Raw genomic sequence first — 25,947 nt, 5'->3', positions numbered from 1 at the left:
CATGGTTCTTAAAAACATTAAGTACGCGATTAAAAACATCTCAAAGCCTCCCGTGACCAGGATGTACCCGGAAAAATGCAGCGAGCTTTCCGACCGGTTCAGGGGGCTTCAGATACTTGATAAAAGTAAATGCATAGGCTGTGGCATCTGCGCCAATACCTGCCCTAACGCCGCAATCAAGATCGTAAAAGCTCCGATTGCGCCAGGCAGCGAGAAACAGCGCTGGTTCCCCCAGATTGATATAGGACACTGCCTTTTCTGCGGGCTCTGTATCGACCAGTGCCCGAAAGGCGCGCTTTCAAGCGGTAAGGAATACACTAAAGGTCTCATTAAGTGGAAACACAAAGACCTGCTTATGACCCCTGATAAACTTTCCAGGGAAGTTGATCTTGAGAAAGGTGACGAGAGATGATCGGACTCGAAACGATCGGAGCAGCTGTGGAAATGGCCGTCTTCGGGCTTCTTGCTGTTATCACAGTCTTCTTTGCAATCTTCGTGGTAACCGCAAAGGATGTTGTCCGGGCCGGACTTGCCCTCATTATGTGCATGTTTGGAGTTGCAGCTCTCTACATCCTCTTAAACGCCCAGTTCCTGGGAATTATTCAGGTGCTGGTTTACATAGGAGCAATCGGGGTGCTGATCCTCTTTGCAGTTATGCTTACAAAACGTGAAATCGGAGGTGAACCCGGTGCGGATTAATCGGCCTTTAGCCTTTCTCGTAGCCCTGCTCTTTACAGCTGTTGTGGTAGTCGGGGCTTTTGGGACTTCCTGGAACACGGTTTCCGAACTTCCTGAAAACCCGGCTGACCAGAGTAATATAGAAGGCATAGGCATGCTGATCTTTACCCATTACGTAGCGCCTTTTGAGGTACTTTCAATTGTCCTGCTCGCATCCCTTATAGGAGCGATCTATATGGCAAAAGGGGAGGGCAACCGATGATTCCTTTAAGCTTCTATCTAGGGCTTGCAGCCCTGCTCTTCTCAATCGGACTCTACGGTGTAATGACACATAAAAACGGTATCAGGATGATTATGTGCATTGAGCTCATGCTCAACTCCGCAAACCTGAACCTGGTAGCTTTCTCAAGTTACACGGATACCCTGAACGGGCAGGTTTTCGCCATGTTCTCGATTGCCCTTGCAGCTGCCGAAGCAGCGGTCGGGTTTGCAATCTTCATGGCAATCTACAGAATGCACGATAAGATCAACCTTGATGAGCTCAACATCCTGAGGTGGTAAAAACGGCTCTGGAAGAATTTGCATTTTTAATCCCCCTGCTTCCGGCACTGGCTTTTGTGATCACCTTCTTCTTCGGCAAGAAAATGCCATCAGGTGGTGCCGTCGTCCCTATTCTGGCAATTGCAGCCTCCTTCGTAATCTCTTTAGCGATTACGCTCGGGCTGCTGGCAAATCCGGAAGAGGTCGTAAGCCAGTCCTATTCCTGGTTTGCAGTGCTCAATATCGGAGTGTTGATTGATCCTCTGGCCGCAGTGATGCTGTCAATGGTCTCCTTCGTGAGCCTGCTGATCCACATTTATGCAGTTAGCTATATGTCCCACGATCCCGGAAAGGCCAGGTACTTTGCAGAAACCGCACTCTTTACTGCGGCAATGCTTTCCCTGGTCCTCTCAGACAATATTCTTCAGCTCTTTGTTTCCTGGGAACTTGTAGGGCTGTGTTCCTATCTCCTGATAGGCTTCTGGTTCGAAAAGCCCTCGGCTGCAGCTGCTGCCAAGAAAGCTTTCCTGACAACCAGGATCGGAGACGTGATGTTCCTTACGGGAATAATCATACTGACTTCCGATCTCCTGAAACTTGCAGGAGGCTTCCAGGACGGAACATACCTGCTCCGTTTTGACGAAATCTTCAGCTACATCCCGCAGCTGTCTGCGCTTCAGGCAAACATTTTCGGCTTTGAAGTAAGCCACCTTACTATTATCACCCTGCTCTTCTTCGGAGGAGCCGTAGGAAAGTCCGGGCAGTTCCCCCTGCATGTATGGCTGCCTGATGCAATGGAAGGCCCGACAACCGTTTCAGCCCTTATCCATGCTGCAACAATGGTCACTGCCGGGGTCTACCTGGTTGCACGAACCTTCCCGATGTTTATTGCAGCCCCTGACTCCCTTATGGTTGTTGCCTACTTCGGAGGGTTTACCGCGCTCTTTGCAGGCACTATGGGAATTGTTATGAATGACCTCAAGCGTGTGCTTGCTTTCTCGACAATCAGCCAGCTCGGATACATGATGCTCGGTCTGGGTCTTGGTACGGCAATCGGGCTTGAAGCAGTCGGGATCTCCCTTTTCCACCTGATTAACCATGCTTTCTTTAAGGCACTCCTTTTCCTCTGTGCAGGCAGCGTAATCCACGCAGTAGGCACCCAGGACATGAGGGAGCTCGGAGGCGTAGGAAAAGTAATGCCAATTACGGCTGCAACTATGACAATTGCAGCCCTGGCCCTGGCAGGGTTCGGGATTCCGGGAACTTCCATAGGAACCAGCGGTTTCTTCTCAAAGGATGCAATTATTGAGGCTGCCTATCTCTTCGGAGAACACAGCAACAACTGGATCCCCTACCTGTTCTCAATTGCGGCTGCACTCCTCACGTCGATTTACATCTTCAGGCTGATCTTCATGACCTTTACAGGGAAGCCGAGAAGCAGCTATCACGGGCATGAGTCCCCTTCCATTATGACCATTCCCCTTTCCATTCTGGCAGTCTTTGCCCTTGTATTCGGAGCGCTGACACAGACAGGGTTCATGGCTTTCCTTGAAGAAACCTTTGCCAACACTTTCGTGAATGTTGATATAGGAAGCCTTGCAGGCATCGGCGGAAATGAGCTTGTAGAGGCAGCAGGGCATGAACCTCTTCTCGTCCTGTGGATGCCTTTGATAGTAGCCGTTGCAGGCCTTGCAGTCGCTTTCTTGATCTATTACCTGAGGATAATAAAACTCGGGCCTCTTGCTTCCATGAAGAATCCGGTTTACAAGCTGCTCTACAAGCGCTACTACCAGCATGAGATTTATACCCAGTTCTTCTCACTCGGAATCGTATACGGAGTCATTGCTTTCCTTTCGCAGGTGCTTGATGTGATAGTTGACAGCATCGTGGAGGCAATAGGAATTCTTACAGTCGGTGTAAGTGAGGAACTCCGGAGAATTCAGACCGGGGTTGTCCAGACTTATGCAACTGCCGTAATTGCGGGTGTTACCCTGCTAATAATACTTGTTAAGTTAATAACGGAGGTACTCTGATGCTGCCGGTCGCATCACTGTTGATTCTGGTGCCGCTGATTTCCGCAGCAGTGACCTTTTTCACAAAAACGAAAGAACAGGCTGCAGGTCTGGGCTTTTTAGGGTCCCTTGTGACGCTCGGCCTTACCCTGTACGCCTACCTGAACTTTGACAGCAGTACAGCTGCCATGCAGTTCTTTGAGTCGATGGAATGGATCCCCTCGCTCGGAGTTAACTATTCAGTAGGAATAGACGGCATCTCCATGCCCCTTATTCTCCTGAATTCAATAGTTATCCCGTTCCTTATCCTCTACAGCTGGAAGGAAGACAGGGAAGCCCCGAACAGGTTCTATGGGCTCATCCTTACCATGCAGGCTGCAGTTATAGGAGTCTTCGTAGCCCTTGACTTCCTGGTCTTCTATATCTTCTGGGAGCTTACCCTCATTCCTCTCTTCTTCATGGTAAATATCTGGGGAGGAGAAAAACGGGTCCATGCGTCTTACAAGTTCTTTATTTACACGCATGTTGCCTCCCTGATAATGCTGCTAGGGATCTTCGGGCTCTTCTATGCCTCCTGGCAGCAGACAGGGGTTCCTAGCTTTGATATAAGAGAGCTGGTTGCACAGTTCCAGTTCTTTGAATCCGGGCTATTGAGGGATGCAATTTTCCTCTCTATTATCTTCGGATTCCTGGCAAAGCTGCCGACCTTCCCCTTCCACTCCTGGCTTCCGGATGCTTATACCGAAGCCCCTACCGCAGGCAGTGTACTCTTTATCCTGCTCAAAATCGGAGGATACGGACTTTTCAGGATCTCACTTCCCATGCTCCCGAATACGGGCAGCCCTGAGCTTATGATCAATATGCTGGGCCTGCTCGGGGCTTTCAGCATAGTGTATGGGGCGCTTGTGGCTCTGAGGCAGAAAGACCTCAAACGCATGATCGCCTACTCAAGTCTGAGCCACATGGGATTTGTCATTCTGGGTTCGGCTGGCTTCGTTGCCCTGTCGGTTTCAGGTGCTATGTTCCAGCAGTTTTCCCACGGGCTTATAATGAGCATCCTGTTCATGTCAGCAGGTGCAATCCAGACCACTACAGGAACAAGGATCATCAACAACCTTGGCGGGCTTGCAAAGAAAATGCCGAAGCTGACAGTGGTTATGATGGTTGGCTTTATGGCATCTCTCGGCCTGCCCGGGCTGAGCGGCTTTATTGCCGAGTTCCTGGTGTTTACCTTCAGCTATGTCAACCTGCCTGGCTTTGTCCTGTTTGCCCTGCTGGCAATAGTAATTACTGCAGGTTACCACCTCTGGGCAATGCAGAGAGCAATGTTCGGAGTGTACAATGAGAAACTCGGGGATATCAGCGATATTAATTCCCTTCAGGTCTTTTCCATGGCAGTAATTGCCCTGCTTGTGATTTATTTCGGCTGGAACCCGAGTCCGGTGCTTAATATGATGATTACGAATTCGGAAGCAATAGTAAGCCTTGCGGCTGCCCTGGGAGTGTAAGATATGGAGAATTTAATGTTCCTTGCACCTGAAATCGCAGTCGCTGCAACCGGCCTGATTATACTGCTTATCGGGGTCTTTATGTCCCCCCGGACCAAGAATGTGCTGGGTTACCTGGCAACCCTGGGAGTGCTTTCAGCTCTTGTCCTGACAGTACAGAGCTTCGGGACCGAAGCTTCAATGTTTTACGATACTGTCAGTATCGATGCCCTCTCCCAGTTCTTCAAACTGGTCTTCCTGGCAGTTGCGCTGATCGTTTCGGTTGCTTCAATCAAGTATAATGAAAACAGCGACCATACCGAAGAGTTCTATACCCTGGTACTTTTCGCAACCTTCGGGATGATGGTTGTTGCATCCGCAAACGACCTGATCCTGCTCTTCTGTGCTTTTGAGCTGGCAAGTCTTGCCACCTTTGCACTTGCAGGCTTTGAAAAACAGAACGCAAAGTCTCTCGAAGGTGCCATGAAATACTTTGTAATAGGCGCGGTTTCTTCAGCGCTTATGCTCTTTGGGATCTCTTTTGTCTACGGGGCAACAGGCACTACCAGCATTCCCATGATTGCTGAAAACGCCGCCCTTCTGGCAGAAAACCCGATCGGGCTTGTTGCAGTAGTGCTGCTTATTGCAGGTTTTGGCTTCAAGATGGCGCTTGTGCCCTTCCACATGTGGGCTCCGGATGCCTACCAGGGCTCGCCTTCAGTTGTTTCATCCCTGCTTGCAGCCGGGTCGAAAAAGATGGGCTTTGTGGCAGCTTTCAGGGTTTTCATCCTTGCCCTTCCCGCCCTTCAGACTGACTGGCAGTTTGCCTTTACGCTCCTGGCAGTCGTAACCATGACCTTCGGAAACGTGGTTGCAGTATCCCAGACCAGCGTAAAACGTATGCTCGCCTACTCTTCCCTGGCCCAGGCAGGATATATTGCAATGGCTTTTGTGGTAATGACCCCAATGGCCCTTACAGGCGGAATCTTCTATACCCTAGCCCACGCCTTTATGAAAGGAGGAGCATTTATTGCAGCCGCAGCCGTGGTCTGGATGATTACCACGCAAAAGACAGGAGACCTTGATGTCCCGGACCATCTGGACAGCTTCAGGGGCCTTGGAAAGAGAATGCCTCTGGCTGCCCTTTCAATGACGGTTTTCGTCTTTGCCCTTGCTGGCATCCCCCCGACTGCAGGTTTCATGGCCAAGCTGGTACTCTTCTCTTCAACCATTGAAGCAGGCATGGCCTGGCTTGCAGTAATTGCAATCCTGAACAGTGCCCTTTCACTGTTTTATTATGCACGGCTTGTAAGATACATGTATTTCCTGCCCCCCGAAGGAAAAAAGATCGGCATGCCTTTCCCATATGCAGCAGCTCTCCTGCTTGCAGTGGCCGGCGTGCTGTCAATGGGCATCTGGCCCGAACCCTTCTTGCAGTGGGCAATGGATGCAGCACAGGTATTAATCTAAGGAGGTATGAGAAATGACAGATTGTGATCTTTGCGGACGTGCACTCCCGACCGTTAATCCGGTCCGGACCTTCCCTCCCCTTCTCAAATTCGCCTATCCTGAGGGTGTCTGGAAAGGGCTTTGCGAGACCTGCCTCGATTCCGCCCAGAAAACCTATTTGAGCATTAACAAAGACGAACTCTCCTGCAGAAGAAACAAATGCTCTCTATGCGGTAAAAAAGGTAGGGTCTACCCTGTGGAACTTCAGGTCCCCAGTTTCTCAAAAGGGGTCGTAAAAAAAGAGGTAAATGTCTGCACAATTTGCCTGGAATCCGTCAATGAGACCTATATCAGGTTTAAAAGAGAGCAGCTTGAGGAAGCCCATGAAGAGGGCCGTATACACGGGCACGAACACGTACACGAGCACTGAATTTAAGTAAAGCTGCATTTTGCGGCTTTATTAATTTTCTTATTTTTTAGCAGAGTTTCTTCTGAATGTACCTGCGGAATCCTCCAATGCTGGTCCATAGAGATGTTAGGGAGTACCTGAATTTAGAAAAATGATTTTTTTTCGCTAAGGTTAGCGGACGAAAAAAGGTTATACCTGAAAAGAAGATAAATGCGTATAAAACAGATTTTGGGATTTTTCCTGAAAAAGGTGATTATGTGACCGTTGCGCATGAACAATACGTGATTGATGAAAATGGGGAAAAAGTGGCGATTATTCTTCCGATAGAGGAATATGAAAAAATGAAAGAGGATCTCCATGATCTGGCTATCGTTGCAGAAAGACGCAACGAGAAGACTCTTAGTCTTGAAGAAATGAAACGAAGACTGTAAATTCAGAGCAATGGCAGCTTATACAATCGATTTCAAGGCCAGTGTAGAGAAAGATTTAAAGAAAGTGCCAAAAGACAGGCTTCCTGATATCCTCGAAAAGATTGAGGAGCTTGCAGAGGTGCCTCTTCCGTCCGATTCAAAGAACTGTCCGGCGCTGAACATCGGTATCGTGTTCGGGTGGGAGATTACAGGATAATATATGAAGTAGTGCACAAAACAAAGAATGTAACCATTTTTTACGTAAGAAATAGGCGTTCTGCTTATAGTGAATTATGACTCACTTTCAGTCTTTAGTCTCTTTCTTTCAATACACTCCAGCACGTACTCCGCATATTTCGAATTAGGTTGAATCATTACGACCTGGAGAGAATGTATCATTATTGACCCTGCCGTCCTGGCAAACAAGTAAAAGGGTACACACCTGAAAGTCAGTAAAGAAATGAAAGTATTTATGTGCTTTATAAATTGACAGAGTAATTCATTATCTTCAATAAAATCCAAAGCTTTTGGAGCATTTATTGCATTTGGCCTTAAAGTAAAATTTGCTTTAACATGAATAGTCCTAATTTGCCCAAATAGTCAATTGCAAGCTAAAAAATCCTGATTTCATAAAAAAGTAAAAAATTGTAAACTGTAAAACAAGTTTAAAAATAATCTACTTTTTTAGCTGACTATTGTCCAGATTTTCAGAGCCTATTAATAATTAGGAAATTTTATTCTATTAATATTATATAATTTAAAGTTCTATGCTTATTTGTACCACCGGCATAGCCACCTTTTAAGATGTTATGGACAAATTGCCTGAATTCATTTTTTCTTGAACCGGTGACTACGTAAGAATATGCAAAAAAAGCGTGAAATACACCAAACGAGTGGAGGAAAATAAAGTGTACATTGAAAACTTTGACATTCTCTTCAGCAGGAAGTTCAAAGTAATTGTAAATGGCCTGGTAGTATGTAATGGATAAATAACCATAATAGTTACCTTTTTAAAATTAATGGGAAATTTCGGTAGGTCCATTATATTTTGAACGGGTGGCTGTACAAAGAATATTCAAAAAAGATTAAAATAAACTTAGAGCCGGAAAACTCAGTATAGTGTATTATGTATCTCTGGCAGAATTCAAAGCAATTTCAAATGATCTTTTCGAAACAGCCTGAAAAGAAATAGTATCTATAGACATCTTTCAAGATTAATATCTGGATTTTATGAATTCACTTTATCTTGAACTGGTGGCTATCTATTTTTGCTCGTGTCCTTGAATTATTGACTCTGGAAACAGAAAATGGTTCCAAATAACTCTATTGACGGTGGAAAAAATAACAGATCATACATGTAGTTTAAAGGAATTATTAACTTTCGAGTTCCGGTTCAATAACTCAGGTAGATGACCCAATTTTTGTCTTGACTGTCATTAAGGGAAAAGAAATAGAGTGCCAACTCAATTGCAGGCAGGGGCACAGAAATATTAAACATTATCTAAAGTTGCGTTTTGTGGCTTTTTTATTAATTTTAGTGTAATTCCTGTCTTTTTGTTAATTTTGTAGTATTCCCTGTATGAAGTGCCTGCTAATTGGTTCTTGTTTCTGTTTCTCAACGGCTTTTTATATTCGATCCTGATATCTCTTTATAAATTAAATTTATTCATCATTGATTCTTTCAGACTTATATGCGTTTATATAATGAAACAATGGTTCTTTCCTGATTTAGTTTATATATAATTATTATCTTTATGTCATATTTTATCATACTTTCGTAAAAAAGAAAAGTATATTTATTAGTTATACTTTCTAACTATGAAAACTATTTTATCAATTATATACATATTTTTTATATGTATACTGTTGAAGAGATTTATAAAATTGTTGGGGTATAGAGGTGAGGTCAGAAAGGGAGTTCGATTACATTGACAAGACTGGTTAAGCTCGAAAATTAGTATAGATTTGTGGAAAAATCTCTAAACTACGAATTTAGTTAATCCTGTTTGATATGAAATAATAACAGCTTGGAAAGTAAGAAGAAAACTTGAAAGCCTGATATCAGAAAAATTGGCTTCTTTCTGATCCAGGAATGTATCGACAAAAATGCCTGCCTGGTGCGGGTATAAGAGTGTGTAAAAGCAAAACTTGTGAATTTTTTAACATTCTGCTATATGGGGTACTAAATAATTCTGGTGATGTATGATGAATCTCAATTTAAATCCAAAATTATTAACATTTCTGGTTTTACTGCTGGCATTCACTGCCATAACCGGGGGAGCGGCTTCTGCCGTGGAGGAAGGTCGTTCTGGAGGTCCTGATTATTTTGGCTATACGTTTGAAGATAGTAACGTTGCAGGTGGTCCGGTTTACGACTGGATAGAGATTGCATGGACGGGAACAAGGATACTACCCTGTAGTGACGATAAATATGTGAACGGCATTCCTGTTGGTTTCTTATTCAACTACTATGGCACTGATTATAGCCAGGTAAGCGTAACTAATAACGGGATTACTCTTCCCGGCGACGGAACAAACCAGTGGGAAAATCAACCTATAGGAAGCAGCACCCTCCATAATTTCATCTCACCTTTTTGGGATGATCTTGTTACATGGAGCTCGGATGGCGCGGTCTATTATCAGGTAATTGGAGAAGCTCCGAATAGAAAACTCGTTGTTGAATGGTTTGAGAACCAGCACCGTACACCTTCCGGAGCCTCACCTTCTGGCGGTACCTTCGAAGCTATAATTTATGAAGGTACGAATGACATTAAATTCCAGTATAAAGATGTTGATTTCGGATCCGATTCTTATAATAATGGAGTATCAGCCACTGTCGGTATTGAGAGTGATGATGGCAGAGGCTTACAATATTCGTATAACGAACCTGTAATTAGCCCGGGTCTGGCAATTTTGTTTAAATATCCTGCACCTGTAACAGTTGAAGCAGGTGAGGATAAGACTGCAGATGAAGGAACAGGTGTGGACTTTGAAGGAACCATTACGGCTTCAGGGCCACACACCTATACTTCCCACTGGGACTTTGGCGACGGCTCGGAGGGAGACAATTCCCTTAGAAGTTCCCATACCTACGCCGATAACGGAGTTTATACAGTTATTTTGACTGTAACTGATGAACAAGGCAATTCCGCCAGTGATACATTAACAGTCTCGGTCAGTAATGTTGCTCCTGATGCCGGTGAAATCAACTCTCCGTTTGATCCTGTACAGCTCGGAACGCAGATAAAGGTTGGTTCTACCTTTACCGATCCCGGAATACTTGATACTCACACAGCAGTCTGGGATTGGGGTGATGATCTTTCCTCGGACGGATCTGTCACTGAAAACGGAGGGTCGGGAACAGTTAGCGGGGAACATACATATTCCTCTGTCGGGATCTATGAAGTTACCCTGACAGTTACGGACGATGATTCGGGAACTGACTACTCGGTTTCCAAATATGTTGTTATTTTTGATCCTGAAGGCGGCTTTGTTACGGGCGGAGGCTGGATCAACTCTCCGGCAGGAGCCTATGTACCTGATCCGAGTCTGGAAGGCACTGCCAATTTCGGTTTTGTTTCAAAGTACAAGAACGGAGCCACTGTCCCAACCGGTGTTACTCAATTCCAGTTCCAGGTAGCAGACCTGAATTTCCATTCAAACAACTATGACTGGCTGGTAGTTGCCGGAGCACGCGCACAATATAAGGGTACAGGTACTATCAACGGAGCAGGCGAATACAGTTTCATGTTAACTGCTATTGACAGCGAACTTAACGGCGGTGGCAGTTCCGATAAGTTCAGAATCAAAATCTGGGATAAAGCTTCCGGTGCAGTCGTGTATGACAACATGCTGCAAGCTGATGACAATGCCGATCCGACAACAGAACTCCAGGGAGGATCAATAACAATCCACAAGGAGAAATAATGTTTTTCAATCTTTTAACTGAGATTTTGAAATTCAGGGGACTGATTCCCCGAATTTCTTGATCTTTAATCTTTTTTCCATTTCTGGAGAAACAGGTTACTTAATAGCTTTTGCCAATATTCGGGTTTACTTATTGAGTTGAAAACAAATTGATTAAAATCCATTTTTCCTCTGAAATTATTACTTATCCGATATTAGTAATACTTTAGACTTCCAGCTGGAAATTTCTTTCAATCGCATTTGTCCCTCACTGAAAAACTTAAATACACATACATACACAGTTACTATCGTGCCAACCAGAACAATCAGCATAAGTGAAGAAGCCTACGAAAAACTCAAAAGCCTCAAAACCTCAGAAAAAGATAGCTTCTCAGATGTAATCCTCAAATATTACCCCAAAAAAAGAAAACTATCTGACGTGCTCGCAGATATAGGTTCCAATCCCGAACTTGCCGATGCAATTGAAAGAGCTTCCAGAGATATGAGAAAAGCTAAGATAAGGGAAATTAACCTTGAGGAAGGTTGATCTCGATGCCGGTACTTGATACTTCTTTTATTGTAGACCTACTTAGAGGAAAAAATGAAGCTCTCCAGAAGCTGGATGAAATGGAAGCTCAGGAAATTCCCTTAAGCACGACCGAGATTAATGTCCTTGAACTGTACCGGGGAGCATATTTATCCCGAAACGCATGAAAACCTGGAAGAAATTAAGAAACTTCTGGAATGTTTTCAGGTTCTGAAGCTTGAAGAATCAGTCTATGAAGTTTTTGCTTCGCTTTCTGCAAGTTTACTCTCCAGGGGAAAGGCCATTGGAGCATTCGATGAACTGATAGCTTCAATAGTACTTTGTTATGATGAGAAAATAATTACCAGAGATAACCATTTCAAAGAAGTGCCAGAACTTGAAGTTATAATTTATTGAAAAACTAGTTTCGCAGAGAGATAGAAGGTCCGGTTGCGATTCTGATAAAGCCTTTGCACTATTTTGTTGGCGTTCTCGGTATCAATTGATTTAAGATAACTTACAGGGCGCTGAATGAAGTTCAACTTCCGAATTATCTTGTCAACAGCTGTAACTTAGAATCCCCCCTTCTCTTTAATTCTTTTTAAAAAAGCCCTGTTCAGGAAGTCTTCATGGTGTTTTCTATCCAGGTAGCGAGACATTATCTTCTGTTCAACGTCAAGCTTGATATCATCATCTCTCACAAATAAAGGAACATTGGGTTTTATTATTTCAAAGTTAATAACAGGCGGTGCATCGTTCATGATTATAAGGTCAATACTGTCGGATTTAAGGAAACCTGCAAGCTTAACTGCTAATTCCAGGCGCTTGTCTATTCTTTCCATTTTTGTAAGCCTGACTGAAAGGTAAACACCCACATCGATGTCACTTAAAGGCCCTCTATTATCCTCTGCCGTTGAACCGAAAAGGTAAGCAAGCTCAACATCTTCTTGCGATTCGAAAAATTCTGCAAGTTTGGAAATTAGAATCTCTTTATCCAGTTTATCGGTCTCGGAGATCATTACAATGTTTCCTATGTCTTATTCTTTCAAATAGATTCTCTCGATCTATTTCAAATTTTTTCAGGAGAATCTGGAAACTTGTTTAGCCAGGCTGGATACCTGAAAAATCCGCTTTCTTCTCCTTAGGGAAATCCTACTAGTGGTAAACATTTTTCATGTAAAAACAAAGGAACAGTTAATATATAAATTATTGATTTAATCTGTATATTAACAATTATCTTCACTATAAACGATAACTGTCGGTTCAAAATTTATCTTGTTTTGAGCTGGAGGGGCTAATATAAAGTTTCTGGGGGGTCAATTCTGAGAATCGTGTTTATGGGAGACCGCAGTAACAGGCGGAGGTTCAGTACCGCACTAATTGTTATTTTATTTTTGCTTTCGGCAGGCGTCGGAAGTGCAGAGATTATTTATGTAGATCCTGGGAATTCAATCCAGGCTGCAGTAAATAATTCTACGTCAGAGGATATCGTTATTGTGAAAGCAGGCGAATATCAGGAGAATATTGTTGTCAATGTGTCAGGTGTGAAGGTCAGTTCGGAATTTGAGAACCCTGAAAGTGTGCTTGTAAGGGCAAGTGATAAAAATTCCAGCGTATTCCAGGTTAAAGCCGATAATGTAACTATCAGCGGCTTTAATATCTCGGGGTTGTGGGACACTTCCAGAGTCCCTGAAGCTTCAGGCTCTGCAAACTCTTCTGGCCAGGGCAATAATTCCAGTGGTCCCGGGGATGCAGAAGAAGGGCAAATTTCGGGTCAGGTTTCAGGCTCCGGGTTCGATACGCTTTACCAATGGGATGAGATTGGCTGTCCTTCAGCAGGTATCTGTCTTGAGCAGGTTAACAACTGCACAATCGAGAATAACACGTTTTTCGAAAACCGGTACGGGGTTTACCTGCAAAACTCCAGGAACAGTACACTCCTGAAGAATACTTTTTTCCGCAACGGCATCTGGCTTGATGAAGGGTGCGGCAAAAACCTGCTGATAAATAATATCATTGAAGAAAGTAACCTGGTGATTGGCGCCCACTGCTGGGATAATATAATGTTCCAGAACCGGCTCTCGAACGGCGACGGGATAAGTATCGCCTGCTGCGGTGGAAACAATCTCGTCTCAAGGAATGAAATCATAAACTGCAGTACAGGCATTGACATTTATGATGTTCAGGCAAGGACTGTCCTGCGTGATAACCTGATTATAGGCTGCGGGAACGGGATTTATCTATCTTTTGTCTTCGACTCCAGAGTTTACAATAACACGATTTCAAATGGCAGCACAGGCATTTTTCTGAGAGAAGACTGCCACGACAACGAGCTGTCTAACAATACAATAAAAGCAAGTAACGAATCCGGTATTTACCTGCTGGACTACAGTGCGGATAACCGTATTTATAATAATTACTTCAATAATAGCATAAATGTGAAAACCGAGAACGCCAGGGGAAATATCTGGAACACTACACAGTCGCCAGGGACAAACATTGTAGGGGGCTCAAACCTGGGCGGGAATTTCTGGGCAAACCTGGAAGGAACCGGTTTTTCCCAGGTATCAAATGATTCGGATTCCGATGGGATCTGTGACTTGCCATACAATATTAACGGAAGTGACTTTGACTATCTTCCGCTCGCCAGGCCTCCTTTCGCAACCGGAGTGGATCTTACGGTCACAATCGGAATGTCTGAAACAAATAATACTTCTGACGTTTCCATTGAAATTGACCGAAATACCCTTGACTTCGGAACCCTGCTCTCCGGGCAGTCAACAGGACAGTCAAGCAAACCTCAGGTTTTGAAGGTAAGGAACACAGGAAAAAGTAATGTTAGCCTTTCCGCTGAAGTTACAGGTTCTTCAGATCCGGTTTTCTCAGAAGGAATTTATATTTCTTCCCTTTTCTGGTCGGATTTCTCCGAAGTAATTCCAAACAATACAAGTAAAGACCTGGAGGTTGTACTCAAAGTCCCGGCGAACTACTCTGGAAATGGCACTGAAAAAGGGTCTCTTATTTTCCTGGCTAAACGGGTTTGAGAGATCGAGTTTTTATCTTTTTTGTTTCTTTTTTCTTTCTGGCGTTTATTTCGTTTTCAATGTTTTATCTAACTCATTATCGTCTCATTTACCTTCCAGCCTTCCAGTTCTAAATTACCTTCCAGCCTTCCAGTTTTAAAGCTATTTCTTTAACTTCCGATCTCTCTTATTTTTTCGGCAGCTATCCGACAATTATATTTGTCTGTGTGTTCAGGTTCTTTGTAGGGTACTGTAAAAATCCCCATGTCCGGTTATAGTTAATAGTAAAGCTTGACATTTCGAGGTGTACTTCTATTTATTTTTATTATATTATTTAAAATATTAATATAAAGTGCACAGGTTCAGGGAAGGGTTTTCGCAGTTCCCATCTGGAATATTCACTGGACCTGTTTAAATCCCGCATTTTGTTTCTGGTCAGTTCTTACTGGAAATATACTATTAAAACAGGCAAAGTCTGGCTGCTCTCAAAACAGAATTAAATGGATTTTCTAACAGGTTCAGCAGGAGTGGGGAGTTAATGGGAGCAAACAGAATAGTTCTTTTAGTGGCTATTGTGCTTATAGCAGGTGTGATTTGCAGTCCTGCGTCAGCAAAGCAAATTATCGCAGGTAACGACCCTCAGGCGAAGTTCAGTTCTATTCAGGAAGCAGTAGATAATTCGTCTTCAGGGGATGTAATTCTCGTTTTACCGGGTATCTATAACGAAAGAGTGAACGTTAATGTCGAAGGCCTGAGTATTCTATCCAGGTCCGGAAATCCGGAAAATACCGTTGTTACGGCTTTTACCGTGAGTGCCAATAATGTTGTTATTTCGGGGTTCGGCATCCAGGAGTACATAACTACTGATATAAATCAAGGTGTGCAGTACTGCACTTTCAAGCATAACAAATTCCCAGGAATCAATTCGGATGTCGGCCCGATAGGTATTGATGCGGTTAACTGTTTCAACTGTATATTCTCGGATAACATATTTTCTAATTCAGGTATCGGATTGAATGCAGGGGGAGATATAACCAATGTTACAATAGCAAATAACACTATAAAGGGCGGTTCTATAACATTGGGGGGTTCCAGTGAGAACAGAATTCTCAACAATTCAGTATCAAATACTATATCTGACAATGGAGAGAGTTATGGACTCAATCTCCCTGAGTCTCACGACAATATTATCACTAATAATTCGATCTCAGGATGCAATTACGCTATTTTAATGTGTTTCCTCACCGGAGGCAATAACGTTTCCAATAATACGTTAACCTCAAACAGCAAGGGGATCGTAATTGATCATCTCTCCCCTGGAAACGAAGTTAAAAATAATATGATTTCAAACAACGATATTGGCATATCAATAGGAAGTTCCTGTCCTAATACCCTGATCACTGGCAACAGGATACAGTTAAACAGGGATTATGGAATCTATATAGAGCAAACTTCCACAGATCCTTCTTTTGAGGAAAGCAGCCTGATTTACAACAATCTCTTCAATAACACGGTAAACCTCTTCAATAATACCGTAGAATTGCAATACGGAGAACCGATAAACACTATCTGGAATACCACAAAAATATCTGGAACCAGCATTGCAGGCGGGCCCTACCTGGGCGGTAATTACTGGGCAGAGCCAGATGGATCCGGTCTTTCACAGAACTGCAATGACTGGGATAGCGATGGAATTTGCGACTCTATCTATACGATCAGTGCAAATGATATTGATTATCTTCCTCTCACCGCTTTGTCGGACCAGCAGTTAGTATTTCCGGTTGCAAATTTCAGTGCCAATGTGACCGCCGGGAATATTCCTCTGACTGTCCTGTTTACGGATCTTTCGCGGAATGCAACGTCTAGAAGCTGGGATTTTAATAATGACGGAATAACTGATTCCACCGATGCAAATCCGCTTTATGTGTACACAACTCCAGGGATATATACTGTCAACCTGACAGTTAACAATGCAAACGGAACTGTCTCAAGACTATCCATGATAACTGCACTTCCTGCTCCGCCTATAGATGGATTTATTCTCAAGGAGACTCAAATAACTGTTAACAAATCAAATCAATCTCAACCCGCTATTTACGGAAACAGGATAGTATGGAATGACGACCGTAATCGAAGAGATTACGCAAATGTATACGATCTATATGTGTATGATGTTTCTACTTCTAAGGAAGCCCGCATTAATTCCAGTGGACTGTGGCCCTGGAAGCCGTCAATCTACGAAGACAGGATAGTTTGGCAGGAGTATCGCAGAAATAATAATACGAATGTCTGGGATAAATCTGATATTTATATGTATAATCTCTCTACTTCCGAAGAAACTCGTATTACAACCAGCGGAAAAGCATTCTATCCTGATATTCACGGGAACAGGATTGTGTGGACAGACATCCGAAATGGAAATGGAGATATATATATGTATGATCTTTCCACATCCCGGGAAACCCGGATTACCACTGATGAGGCACATCAGGATGACCCTGCGATCTACGGGGACATAATAATTTGGGAAGATTCTCGCAACGGAGAAGGCTATAATCCCACAGATATCTATATGTACAATATTTCCACATCCGAGGAAACGCAGGTTACTGCTGACGATTCGGATCAATATTCTCCTGCTATCTACGGGGACAAAATAGTGTGGGCAGATTGGCGCAATAGAAACTGGGATATCTATATGTACAATCTCTCCACTTCAACTGAAACCCGGATCACCATCGATGACTCGGCACAGGAGTTTCCTGCGATCTTTGGTAACAGAATAGTATGGCATGATCTCCGGAATGGAAACTATGATATCTACATGTATAATTTCTCTACTCAGGAAGAAATTCCGATTACTACCAATAAATCCGACCAAACGTACCCGGCTATCAATGGGAACAGGATAGTATGGGAAGACTATCGCAATGGAAATAACTGGTATATTGATCCCGACAGAAATGCAGACATTTACACGTGCACTGTTTTCGGAAGAGAGCAGGAGCAGAAAGTCCCTGTTGCAGACTTTTTCGTAAATACCACATCAGGATACGCACCTTTAAAGGTACTATTTACCGATAACAGCACAGGCTCGCCTACCTCCTGGCTCTGGGATTTCGGGGACGGAATTTATTCAAAACATGCCATGAATGCGACTCACACGTTTACAAAGCCAGGAAAATATAATATAAGCCTCACAGTTGCGAATGAGCACGGCAATAATACAGTTACGAAACCCGTTTTTATCACCGTTAAAGCTTTGAAAGCTCCTGTTGCCGACTTTTCCGCAAATGTAACATCAGGAGATGCGCCTTTAAAGGTATTGTTCACAGATAACAGTACAGGCGCACCAGAGTCGTGGTTCTGGGATTTCGGGGACGGGATTTACTCGAAACATGCCATGAATGCGACGCATACCTTCAAAAAACCTGGAATTTATAATGTTACTCTAAAGGTAACTAATGCCGCAGGCAGCAATTCGATAACCAGGCATGGCTATATCACAGTCATGGCAACCACGCCGACGGTAAAGCCTGTTGCGGATTTCTATTCTCCGGAAGCCGAGGAGGTATTAAATCAACCCAGTGATCATGGGATTTACGAGAATGAGGTTGTATCGTTCTTTGACAACAGTACAGGCTCACCAGCTTCCTGGGAATGGGACTTTGGAGACGGAAACACGTCAACCCTAAAGAATCCTGCTCACGTTTACGGGAAAATGGGCGGGTATACTGTTAACCTGACAGTGAAAAATGCCGCAGGCAGTGGCACAATAAGTAAGTACGGTTACGTACTCGTTGGAATCGGGGACGAACCTGCATCTCCGGCATACTTCTCTTCCGATGTAACGTCCGGAAGCGCTCCGCTCACGGTAATTTTCCTCGATGATAAGGACGCCGAGTTTCCAAATTATCCAATCTGGCGCCAGTGGGATTTTGGCGATGGCGTAATTCAGTCTTATATGGTGGATAGTAACGAATCAGCAACCCCGTATGCAATGCACGTTTACGAAAAGCCTGGTAAATACACCGTAACATTATACCTGGATAACCGTGGCGGTAAGTCTATCATTACAAAATATCACTACATAACAGTGACAACTCCTGATACGATTCCTGACATGCCGGTTGCAGATTTTTCTGCGAATGTAACGTCCGGAAAAGCGCCACTCATAGTTAAATTCACTGATACGAGCACCGGGTCACCAGCTTCCTGGTACTGGGATTTCGGTGATGGGATCTATTCAAAACATGCTATGAATGCAACTCATACATATACTGGGGCAGGAAATTATGATGTTACATTAACTGTGAAAAATGCTGCCGGTAGCAATATAGCTAGAAAAACCGGCTATATTAAGGTGGAAAGCAGGTAATACCTTCTGAAAAGCATGAAAAGGGTCGGTTAGCCAGAATTAAACCCAATTATTCAAGCCGCGACTTACCTTAAAGTTTAGGGCTGTAGATAGCTAATCTATGGCTCTTATTGATTTTATTCGCCATTTTAACTTACTTTTTATCTTCCGGGTATCCACCGCGGCTAATGGTTCAGTGAAACGAAACCAGTACCTTGGCTGACTCTAATTTCCTGATCCTCAATTCTACTCCGTAAAACCTTACTGGTTATATAACGCCCTTATTTTTCTGCTGCAAACTCTAACAAAAAATTCATTTGGAATAAACTCCTACATTATAATTACTATGAGACAGTCAGCAGGAATATGGTTACTTATGGCACTTGGTCTGCTTTTCGGCCTGATTGCAGATCCAGGAGCTGCAGATCCTGTTACGGATAGTGGGGAAGTAAACCTTTCGGAACTCAGGGCTTTTGACCTGCTTTGCAAATGTGAGACCGGATGCATAATCAATACAGTTTCTCTCTCTTCCGGTGGGAATTATCTTGCAGTAGGGGATTTTGATCATAGTGTTTCTCTTTTTAATCCAGATGGGAAAAAACTCTGGAATTATACTACCGGAGACGTTGTCTATACCGTATCGATTTCTTCCGATGGGACTCGTGTAGCTGCAGGAAGCAATGATAAAAAGGTATACTTTTTTAACCGGCAGGGTAACCTGCTCTGGAATTATGAAACCGGGGGCAGCCTGAATAGTGTGATGGTCTCTTCCGATGGTTCGTATGTGGCAGCCGGCAGTGAGGACGGCAAGCTTTACTTCTTTAATAGGGAAGGCAAGCTTTTATGGAGTTTCGATTCCGGGGATTCCGTCCGAAGTATAGCCATCTCCAGGGACGGATCTTATGTTGCAGCCGGGGGTTCCAATCAGTGTATTTACCTCTTTGACAGTAAAGGAAATAAAATCTGGGAAAGAAAGACAGGCAGTGTAATCAATAGCGTGTGCATGACTCCGCACGCCTATTATGTGGCTGCCGGCGGGTCCAATTATAATGTCTATCTCCTTAACCAGAAAGGGGAATTTTCCTGGATGCACAATCCTGCTTTCTGGATAAGCAGCGTTTCGCTATCAAGCAACGGCTCACATTTGGCAGCAGGCAGTTTTGACGATAAGATCTACCTGTTTAACAGCACAGGCACGAAACTCTGGGACTACCGGGTAAAAGACGATATCTACAGTGTTGTAATTTCTCCGGATGCGTCATTTATTGCAGCCGGAAGCTGGGATGATATGCTTTACGTCCTCGACATGGAAGGGAACGAATTCTGGAACTGCAGTTGCGAAGGAAATATTAACTGCGTGTCCGTTTCTCTCGACAGTTCGGTCCTTGCTGCAGGGAGCGATGCCGGAGCGGCATATCTCTTTGAACGGAATTCCACGTTTTTTGCACAGTTCTTTGAAGATGAACGTTTCCTTTCCGGAAACGGACTCAGGGAGTCAGACCTCGATACGGAATTAGAAACCGGACTGCCGCTAAATGAAGGTACGGCAACGACTGGGGGCATTGAAAACGTAGTTGAAATTGCTTCGGCCTCCTCAGGTAAAGTGTCAGGTGATACAAATAACGAAGAAGATCCGGCTGCAGAAAGCTCGGGCTCTGCAGAAAGTTCTTCAAAGCTTCCGGGACTACTTAATTTCTTTAAGTTTCCTATGGTCCTTTTACTGGCAGTCTTAATAGTAGCGCTCTACCTGAAAAACAAAACCTTTAAGACACGGACCCGAAAGGTGAATTCTGAATATTTCGAAAACCTTGACGATGATATACACAGACCTGAAAATCAATAAAAAATCCGAAACTGAAATTTCAGCCCTGGAGGTGTAAACTTCCAGTTCTGTAAATTTCAATTTTGCAAATTTTAGTTCTGTAAATTTCAGTTCTATAAATCTTAATTCTTTAAATCTGAATTTGTAAATCTGATTTCTGCAAATTTTAATTTTATGTGTTTCAATTGTGTAATTTTTCAGCTTCTAACTTTCAATTATAAAGCTGGTTAATTTCTCAAAGCTGATTAATCTCTCCAGGGTCTTAAATAGCTTAATTTATTAAACATGTAAACCTTTAACAGTTTCAAATTTCTTTGCTTGCAGCTTCGGATAATGCTCTTATGTGGAAGTCCGAATCAAGCTCATCTGCAAGCTTTTTACATTTTTCCAGGTCTATTTCGGACACGTTAACTACCGTAACTCTAGTACTGATTCCTGCCCTTTTTGCTCCCCTTATAAAATCAAGTACTGCACCGTAAGCGTTTTTGTGAATCGGCCTGCAAAGCTTGTTATATTTTTCCTCGGATTCGGCATTGAGGCTTACGGATACGGAGTCTATTCCTGCGGTTTTCAGTTCCGAGATCACATCTCTTCCCGGATTTATCAGGGCTGCCTGTCCGTTGGTATCAAGCCTGACTCGAATATTCCGGCTTTTTAGCCAGCGGGTTACTGCAAGCACCACGTCGAGCCTCAGGGTGGGCTCTCCAAGACCTGTGAATACAATTTCTCTGTATTTTGAAAGGTTCAGTTCTTCCAGGGCTCCGATAACTTCCTCAGTTGTAGGTTCTTTCGAAAGCCTCAGGTTATATCCGTAAACTCCGTCTGCAAAATTGCGGATGCAAAAAATACAATCTGCACTGCAGCGGTTGGTAAGGTTAAGATAGAGATTTTTATGAGCTTCGTAGTAAATTGTGTCCATGCGATCAAAATTTCTTACATTCCTTATAACCATAACGTATTAATTCGCTTTTTATCCGGGAACTGAAAATAGCCTTATATATACGAATTTCTTATTACTTTACTTCTGCTTTTCGTTTATGACTCGCGTTTTCAAGCAGAAAGTTTATAGGTGATCATGTACTTCTAAGGTTCGATCTGCGGCATTTAGCTAGCAGTATCTATGTTTCAACTCATTTACTCTCCACATTGAAGTATCTCAGGCTTTAATTTAAGAATCTGAATCTCAATGTTGACAGATGTGTGTTAAAAAACCTATGATTGATGAAAAATTGCGGTACTCGCAATTTCGAAGGAGAATCTTAAATGGCACAATTAGCTAAATTCGACGTTCCAGAGGAACTTACAAACAAAGCACTTGAAGCTCTGGAGCTTGCCAGAGACACTGGAAAGATCAAAAAAGGCACCAATGAAGCCACAAAAGCAATCGAGAGAGGCAACGCAAAGCTCGTCCTCATCGCGGAAGACATCGAGCCTGCCGAGATCGTTGCTCACATCGCTCCCCTTTCCGAGGAAAAGAAAGCACCTTATATCTTCATCAAAAACCAGAAGGAACTCGGTGCAGCCAGTGGGCTTGGCGTGTCCTGTGCAACTGTCGCAATCGTAGACTCAGGAAAAGCAGCTGAAATGGTCCAGGACATTGCCCAGAAGCTTGAAGCTCTTAAATAATCCTGATAACATGAGGTGCTGATTATGGCTGACGAAAGCACAACCGGCGGCTTTGCTGCTGAGGTTATTGACGTTATCGGGAATACAGGTATGCATGGTGAAGCCAGTCAGATCCAGTGCAGGGTTCTGGAAGGCAGGGATAAGGGTCGTGTTATTACAAGAAACTGTGTAGGCCCTGTCCGCATCGGCGACATCCTGATGCTTCTTGAGACCTCAAGAGAAGCGAAGAAACTGACCACCAGATAAGAAAGCGGTGAAATGGATGGAACAGAGGAAATGCTATTTTTGCGGAAAGATGCTGGAGCCCGGAACCGGTAAGCTCTACGTCAAGAAAGACGGTTCTACCTACTATATGCACTCTTCCAAGTGCATGAACAACTTCAACCTGGGTAGGCTTCCAAGGCGTACTGAGTGGACCGAGAAAGGCAGAATCCAGTTGAAGAAAGCATAAGAATAGAATTGTCAGTTATTTGTTCGGATTATTAAGGTGTGTACATGGAACAGACATACGTTATGGTAAAACCTGACGGAGTCCAGCGCGGGCTGGTCGGAGAGATAATTTCCAGAATTGAGAAGCGGGGTCTAAAAATCGTCGCTCTCAGGATGAACGTTATCAGTGAAGCCACTGCAAAAGAACACTACGGTGAACATGCAGCCAGGCCTTTCTTCCCCTCCCTTATCGAATTCATCACCTCCGGCCCTTCAGTCTCAATGGTAGTAGCCGGAAAAGATGCAGTTCGTGTCATGAGGGCCATAAACGGGGCTACAAACCCTGTGGATGCGGCTCCCGGAACAATCCGTGGGGATTTCGCTCTGGATGTGGGCAGAAACGTAGTTCACGCATCCGACTCCCCGGACGCTGCAGCAAGGGAAATTGCAATTCACTTTAAGGACTCCGAAATCGGGAAGTATTCCAGAATCGATGAGGTCTGTCTGTACGAATAAAGCAGGTACATCAAAGCCTTTTCATGCCCTCGAACTTCAGGGCACGATTCAGGCTTTTGTTTATCCGGTACCTGCAATATGGGTCCTTAGGGGAAACCCGGACCCTTCTGGACCTGCAGCGAATAAGACGCGGGAATGAGAGAGGTTTTGCATATGGCCGACAAGAAAAATTTAAGGACTCCTATAGTCTGCGTGATGGGGCACGTCGACCACGGGAAAACGACTCTGCTGGACAAGATCAGGGGTACTGCAATTGTCAGCGGAGAAGCCGGCGCCATCACCCAGCATATCGGGGCAACTGAAGTCCCAATAGATGTGATTATCAAAAAGCTCGGAGACCCGAGGCTTCGAGAAAGGTTCATAGTGCCAGGACTGCTCTTTATTGATACGCCTGGACACCATGCCTTTACAACTTTAAGAAGCAGGGGAGGTGCCCTTGCCGATCTTGCAATTGTTGTGGTGGACATAAACGAAGGTTTCAAGCCCCAGACCTACGAAAGTCTGCAGATCTTAAAGCGGTTCAAAACTCCTTTTGTTGTTGTTGCTAATAAAATCGACAGGATTGGCGGCTGGGTCTCACAAAAAGACCTGCCTTTTGCAGCCACTTTCAAAAAACAGTCCGAGGACGTTCAGGCCCGGCTTGAGACAAAGCTCTACGAGGTAATAGGCGAGCTATATAACCAGGGTTTTGCAGCAGAAAGGTACGACAGGGTTACAAACTTCCAGAAAACCCTGGGTGTAGTGCCTGTAAGTGCTGTTACGGGCGAAGGAATTCCTGATGTCCTGATGGTACTTCTCGGCCTTGCCCAGAAATTCCTTGAAGCAAACCTGCAGTATAGCGCTACAGGCCCTGGAGTCGGCACTGTGCTTGAGGTCAAGGAAGAAAAAGGCCTGGGTGCGACCCTTGATGTTATTCTCTACGACGGCACTCTGAAAAAGGGCGATACCGTTGTTATCGGAAGCCTGGGAGAACCGATCCAGACAAAGGTACGGGCCCTTTTAAAACCGAGGGAACTTTCCGAAATTCGTTACGAGAGCAAGTTCAAGCAGGTGAATAAGGTTACTGCTGCGGTCGGTGTAAAGATTTCGGCTCCCGGTCTCGAAGGTGCCCTTGCAGGCTCTCCCATAAGGGTTGCTACCGAAGAAACCCTTGACGAGATTGTAACCCAGGTAAAATCCGAGATTGATGAAGTCCGGATTGATACGGGTTCGGTAGGAATCATGATCAAAGCCGATACCCTCGGTTCCCTTGAAGCCCTTGTCCATGAGTTCAAAAAAGATGAGGTACCTATCAGGAAAGCCGAAGTGGGAGATATCTCACACCGTGATGCCATTGAGGCTTCGACGGTTGAAGACCCGCTCTATTCCGTGATTATAGGTTTCAGTGTGAAAATTCATCCTGACGCCAGAGATTTCCTGCAGGAAAGCAATGTGAAGGTATTCACAAGTGATGTGATCTACCGCCTGATTGAAGATTATCAGAAGTATGTAAAAGAGCAGCAGGAAAAGGCTGAAAAGAAGATTTTCGAAACGATAATCCGTCCCGGAAAATTCAAAATCCTTCCGGGCTGCGTATTCCGCCAGAGCAAGCCTGCAGTTGTCGGCGTAAGAGTGCTTGGCGGAGTCGTGCGGACGAACGCAGATGTCATGCTTGAAAACGGAAACGTTGTAGGCAAGATCAAGGGCCTGCAGTCCGAAGGAGATAATATTCCATCGGCAGGGGTAGGCAAAGAGGTTGCAATGGCAATTGACGGCGCAACCGTAGGCCGACAGATCAAAGAAGACGATGTGCTCTATATTAATGTGCCTGAGAGGCACGCCAAAGTTCTTGAGCACGAGATATACGATTCCCTTTCAACCGATGAAAAGGAGACTCTTGACATTTTCCTTTCCCTGAAAAGAAAAGACAATCCTTTCTGGGCAAAATAACGCTTATAAGTGCATAATTATTCAGGATGCACGTAAGGTTCAGGTAAGAATTCAGGAAATTCCGGGTGAACTTCGAATAGGGGTAAACTTCGGATAGAAAGGCAAGGCAAAGGAATTATTAAAAATAAATCTGATATTGGAGGATTTCACATGGCTAGTTTCAAAGTTGTAATTTCTGACCCGAAGGAAGCGCGTGCTTACCAGGTCGATGTAAAAGACCCTGACACAAACGCATTAATCGGGAAATCAATAGGCGACGTTGTTGACGGTGCTGTTTTCGGCCTGACCGGATACAAAGTCAAGATCACTGGCGGCTGTGACGGCAGCGGTTTTGTTATGAAACCCGACCTTCCTGGCCCCAGAAGGCAGAGAATTCTGCTGGCAGTAGGCGTGGGCTACACCCCCAAACTTCCGGGACAGCGCAGGAGAAAGATGATGCGCGGCAAGGAAATTGCTCCTGACATCGTCCAGATCAATGCAAAAGTCGTAGAGTACGGAAGCAAATCCATAAGAGCCCTTCTCGGTCTCGAACCCGCAGCAGAAGCTCCAGCAGAGGCTCCAGCAGAGTGATTTTTCAAGTTCCGCCCACGGGCGGGCTTTAAAACACTTTTTGATTTTGTTTTTGATCTTTTTTAGTTTTATGTAGTTTGATTTTGTTTTTATTTATTTCATCTGTTATTGGTTCTAGTATTTTTTTCTATTTCTCTGGTTTCCTTTTCTCTCTTCTTTTTCCTAGCTCTGTCCCTATACCCACCCCGATTCCAATGAATATCCCAGTGCGTATTCCATTCATTAAATCATTAGACAAGTATCCTAATGACGTGCATA

At 44.1% G+C, this 25,947-nt stretch carries 27 protein-coding genes; 25 read left to right on the top strand and 2 right to left on the bottom strand.

Annotation, left to right across the window (positions count from 1 at the left end):
- Window position 1: 1 nt before the first annotated feature.
- The 15 genes from fpoI (at window position 2) to ACPK8D_RS09590 (ending at window position 11,834) form a co-directional block, all read left to right on the top strand.
- Entirely contained in the window at window positions 2-412 is a 411-nt protein-coding gene (gene fpoI / locus ACPK8D_RS09660) for a F420H2 dehydrogenase subunit FpoI (RefSeq protein WP_424717643.1), read from the top strand.
- Complete coding sequence (locus ACPK8D_RS09655; protein ID WP_424717642.1) at window positions 409-699, top strand: NADH-quinone oxidoreductase subunit J; 291 nt, start codon at window positions 409-411, stop codon at window positions 697-699. The genes fpoI and ACPK8D_RS09655 overlap by 4 nt, the downstream gene beginning before the upstream one ends.
- Window positions 689-940 (top strand): F420H2 dehydrogenase subunit FpoJ, encoded by a 252-nt coding sequence (gene fpoJ / locus ACPK8D_RS09650; RefSeq protein ID WP_424717641.1) that lies wholly within the window; start codon window positions 689-691, stop codon window positions 938-940. The genes ACPK8D_RS09655 and fpoJ overlap by 11 nt, the downstream gene beginning before the upstream one ends.
- Window positions 937-1,239, top strand: a complete 303-nt coding sequence (fpoK, locus tag ACPK8D_RS09645; protein ID WP_310576580.1) for a F420H2 dehydrogenase subunit FpoK — start codon at window positions 937-939, stop codon at window positions 1,237-1,239. Before fpoJ ends, fpoK begins: the two co-directional genes overlap by 4 nt.
- Entirely contained in the window at window positions 1,233-3,251 is a 2,019-nt protein-coding gene (gene fpoL, locus ACPK8D_RS09640; protein ID WP_424717640.1) for a F420H2 dehydrogenase subunit FpoL, read from the top strand. The genes fpoK and fpoL overlap by 7 nt, the downstream gene beginning before the upstream one ends.
- Window positions 3,251-4,738: a F(420)H(2) dehydrogenase subunit M gene (fpoM, locus tag ACPK8D_RS09635; protein WP_424717639.1), complete on the top strand. Its 1,488-nt coding sequence runs from the start codon at window positions 3,251-3,253 to the stop codon at window positions 4,736-4,738. Before fpoL ends, fpoM begins: the two co-directional genes overlap by 1 nt.
- Before the next feature lie 3 nt (window positions 4,739-4,741).
- The gene (gene fpoN / locus ACPK8D_RS09630; protein ID WP_424717638.1) at window positions 4,742-6,187 is read left to right on the top strand and encodes a F(420)H(2) dehydrogenase subunit N; all 1,446 of its coding nucleotides are present in this window, start codon (window positions 4,742-4,744) and stop codon (window positions 6,185-6,187) included.
- 13 nt (window positions 6,188-6,200) lie between these two features.
- Window positions 6,201-6,596 carry a F420H2 dehydrogenase subunit FpoO gene (locus ACPK8D_RS09625; protein ID WP_424717637.1) on the top strand — a complete coding sequence of 132 codons (396 nt, stop codon included), beginning with the start codon at window positions 6,201-6,203 and terminating at the stop codon, window positions 6,594-6,596.
- A gap of 236 nt (window positions 6,597-6,832) precedes the next feature.
- Window positions 6,833-7,006: a hypothetical protein gene (locus tag ACPK8D_RS09620; protein ID WP_424717636.1), complete on the top strand. Its 174-nt coding sequence runs from the start codon at window positions 6,833-6,835 to the stop codon at window positions 7,004-7,006.
- Window positions 7,007-7,016: 10 nt separating this feature from the next.
- Window positions 7,017-7,202, top strand: coding sequence for a type II toxin-antitoxin system RelE family toxin (locus ACPK8D_RS09615; protein ID WP_424717635.1), 186 nt, complete (start codon window positions 7,017-7,019; stop codon window positions 7,200-7,202).
- The gene (locus ACPK8D_RS09610; protein ID WP_424717634.1) at window positions 7,184-7,282 is read left to right on the top strand and encodes a type II toxin-antitoxin system RelE family toxin; all 99 of its coding nucleotides are present in this window, start codon (window positions 7,184-7,186) and stop codon (window positions 7,280-7,282) included. Before ACPK8D_RS09615 ends, ACPK8D_RS09610 begins: the two co-directional genes overlap by 19 nt.
- A 1,908-nt stretch (window positions 7,283-9,190) precedes the next feature.
- Window positions 9,191-10,912, top strand: coding sequence for a PKD domain-containing protein (locus tag ACPK8D_RS09605; RefSeq protein WP_424717633.1), 1,722 nt, complete (start codon window positions 9,191-9,193; stop codon window positions 10,910-10,912).
- Window positions 10,913-11,201: 289 nt separating this feature from the next.
- On the top strand, window positions 11,202-11,438 hold the full coding sequence (locus ACPK8D_RS09600; RefSeq protein WP_424717632.1) for an antitoxin VapB family protein: 237 nt from the start codon (window positions 11,202-11,204) through the stop codon (window positions 11,436-11,438).
- A gap of 5 nt (window positions 11,439-11,443) precedes the next feature.
- Window positions 11,444-11,605, top strand: a complete 162-nt coding sequence (locus ACPK8D_RS09595; RefSeq protein WP_424717631.1) for a PIN domain-containing protein — start codon at window positions 11,444-11,446, stop codon at window positions 11,603-11,605.
- Window positions 11,559-11,834, top strand: a complete 276-nt coding sequence (locus ACPK8D_RS09590) for a type II toxin-antitoxin system VapC family toxin (RefSeq protein WP_424717630.1) — start codon at window positions 11,559-11,561, stop codon at window positions 11,832-11,834. The genes ACPK8D_RS09595 and ACPK8D_RS09590 overlap by 47 nt, the downstream gene beginning before the upstream one ends.
- Window positions 11,835-11,989: 155 nt before the next feature.
- On the opposite strand, the gene mntA is transcribed toward ACPK8D_RS09590, so the two are convergent.
- Window positions 11,990-12,436: a type VII toxin-antitoxin system MntA family adenylyltransferase antitoxin gene (gene mntA / locus ACPK8D_RS09585; protein ID WP_424717629.1), complete on the bottom strand. Its 447-nt coding sequence runs from the start codon at window positions 12,434-12,436 to the stop codon at window positions 11,990-11,992.
- A 318-nt stretch (window positions 12,437-12,754) separates the two neighbouring features.
- On the opposite strand from mntA, the gene ACPK8D_RS09580 reads away from it, so the two are divergent.
- The 3 genes from ACPK8D_RS09580 (at window position 12,755) to ACPK8D_RS09570 (ending at window position 20,640) form a co-directional block, all read left to right on the top strand.
- Window positions 12,755-14,461, top strand: coding sequence for a right-handed parallel beta-helix repeat-containing protein (locus ACPK8D_RS09580; RefSeq protein ID WP_424717763.1), 1,707 nt, complete (start codon window positions 12,755-12,757; stop codon window positions 14,459-14,461).
- 517 nt (window positions 14,462-14,978) lie between these two features.
- Window positions 14,979-18,818: a PKD domain-containing protein gene (locus ACPK8D_RS09575; RefSeq protein WP_424717628.1), complete on the top strand. Its 3,840-nt coding sequence runs from the start codon at window positions 14,979-14,981 to the stop codon at window positions 18,816-18,818.
- A gap of 325 nt (window positions 18,819-19,143) precedes the next feature.
- Window positions 19,144-20,640 carry a WD40 repeat domain-containing protein gene (locus tag ACPK8D_RS09570; protein WP_424717627.1) on the top strand — a complete coding sequence of 499 codons (1,497 nt, stop codon included), beginning with the start codon at window positions 19,144-19,146 and terminating at the stop codon, window positions 20,638-20,640.
- Window positions 20,641-20,923: 283 nt separating this feature from the next.
- Here ACPK8D_RS09570 and ACPK8D_RS09565 read toward each other — a convergent pair whose 3' ends face one another.
- Complete coding sequence (locus ACPK8D_RS09565) at window positions 20,924-21,571, bottom strand: TatD family nuclease-associated radical SAM protein (RefSeq protein WP_424717626.1); 648 nt, start codon at window positions 21,569-21,571, stop codon at window positions 20,924-20,926.
- A 311-nt stretch (window positions 21,572-21,882) separates the two neighbouring features.
- On the opposite strand from ACPK8D_RS09565, the gene rpl7ae reads away from it, so the two are divergent.
- The 7 genes from rpl7ae to ACPK8D_RS09530 all read left to right on the top strand — a co-directional run bounded on the left by rpl7ae (window position 21,883) and on the right by ACPK8D_RS09530 (window position 25,689).
- Window positions 21,883-22,245 carry a 50S ribosomal protein L7Ae gene (gene rpl7ae, locus ACPK8D_RS09560; RefSeq protein WP_424717625.1) on the top strand — a complete coding sequence of 121 codons (363 nt, stop codon included), beginning with the start codon at window positions 21,883-21,885 and terminating at the stop codon, window positions 22,243-22,245.
- 24 nt (window positions 22,246-22,269) lie between these two features.
- Window positions 22,270-22,491 carry a 30S ribosomal protein S28e gene (locus tag ACPK8D_RS09555; protein WP_048140916.1) on the top strand — a complete coding sequence of 74 codons (222 nt, stop codon included), beginning with the start codon at window positions 22,270-22,272 and terminating at the stop codon, window positions 22,489-22,491.
- 16 nt (window positions 22,492-22,507) lie between these two features.
- Window positions 22,508-22,696, top strand: a complete 189-nt coding sequence (locus tag ACPK8D_RS09550) for a 50S ribosomal protein L24e (protein ID WP_048166765.1) — start codon at window positions 22,508-22,510, stop codon at window positions 22,694-22,696.
- Between the two features lie 44 nt (window positions 22,697-22,740).
- Window positions 22,741-23,190, top strand: a complete 450-nt coding sequence (gene ndk / locus ACPK8D_RS09545; RefSeq protein WP_424717624.1) for a nucleoside-diphosphate kinase — start codon at window positions 22,741-22,743, stop codon at window positions 23,188-23,190.
- On the top strand, window positions 23,168-23,329 hold the full coding sequence (locus ACPK8D_RS09540; RefSeq protein ID WP_424717623.1) for a hypothetical protein: 162 nt from the start codon (window positions 23,168-23,170) through the stop codon (window positions 23,327-23,329). Before ndk ends, ACPK8D_RS09540 begins: the two co-directional genes overlap by 23 nt.
- Before the next feature lie 14 nt (window positions 23,330-23,343).
- Window positions 23,344-25,119 (top strand): translation initiation factor IF-2, encoded by a 1,776-nt coding sequence (gene infB, locus ACPK8D_RS09535; RefSeq protein WP_424717622.1) that lies wholly within the window; start codon window positions 23,344-23,346, stop codon window positions 25,117-25,119.
- Window positions 25,120-25,269: 150 nt separating this feature from the next.
- Window positions 25,270-25,689, top strand: a complete 420-nt coding sequence (locus tag ACPK8D_RS09530; protein ID WP_424717621.1) for a 30S ribosomal protein S6e — start codon at window positions 25,270-25,272, stop codon at window positions 25,687-25,689.
- Window positions 25,690-25,947: the final 258 nt, after the last annotated feature.

This window comes from Methanosarcina sp. (genome assembly GCF_049706645.1).
Lineage (GTDB): Archaea > Halobacteriota > Methanosarcinia > Methanosarcinales > Methanosarcinaceae > Methanosarcina.
The sequence above is the reverse complement of the archived record's forward strand: the minus strand, read 5'-3'. Positions and strand labels throughout refer to the sequence as shown.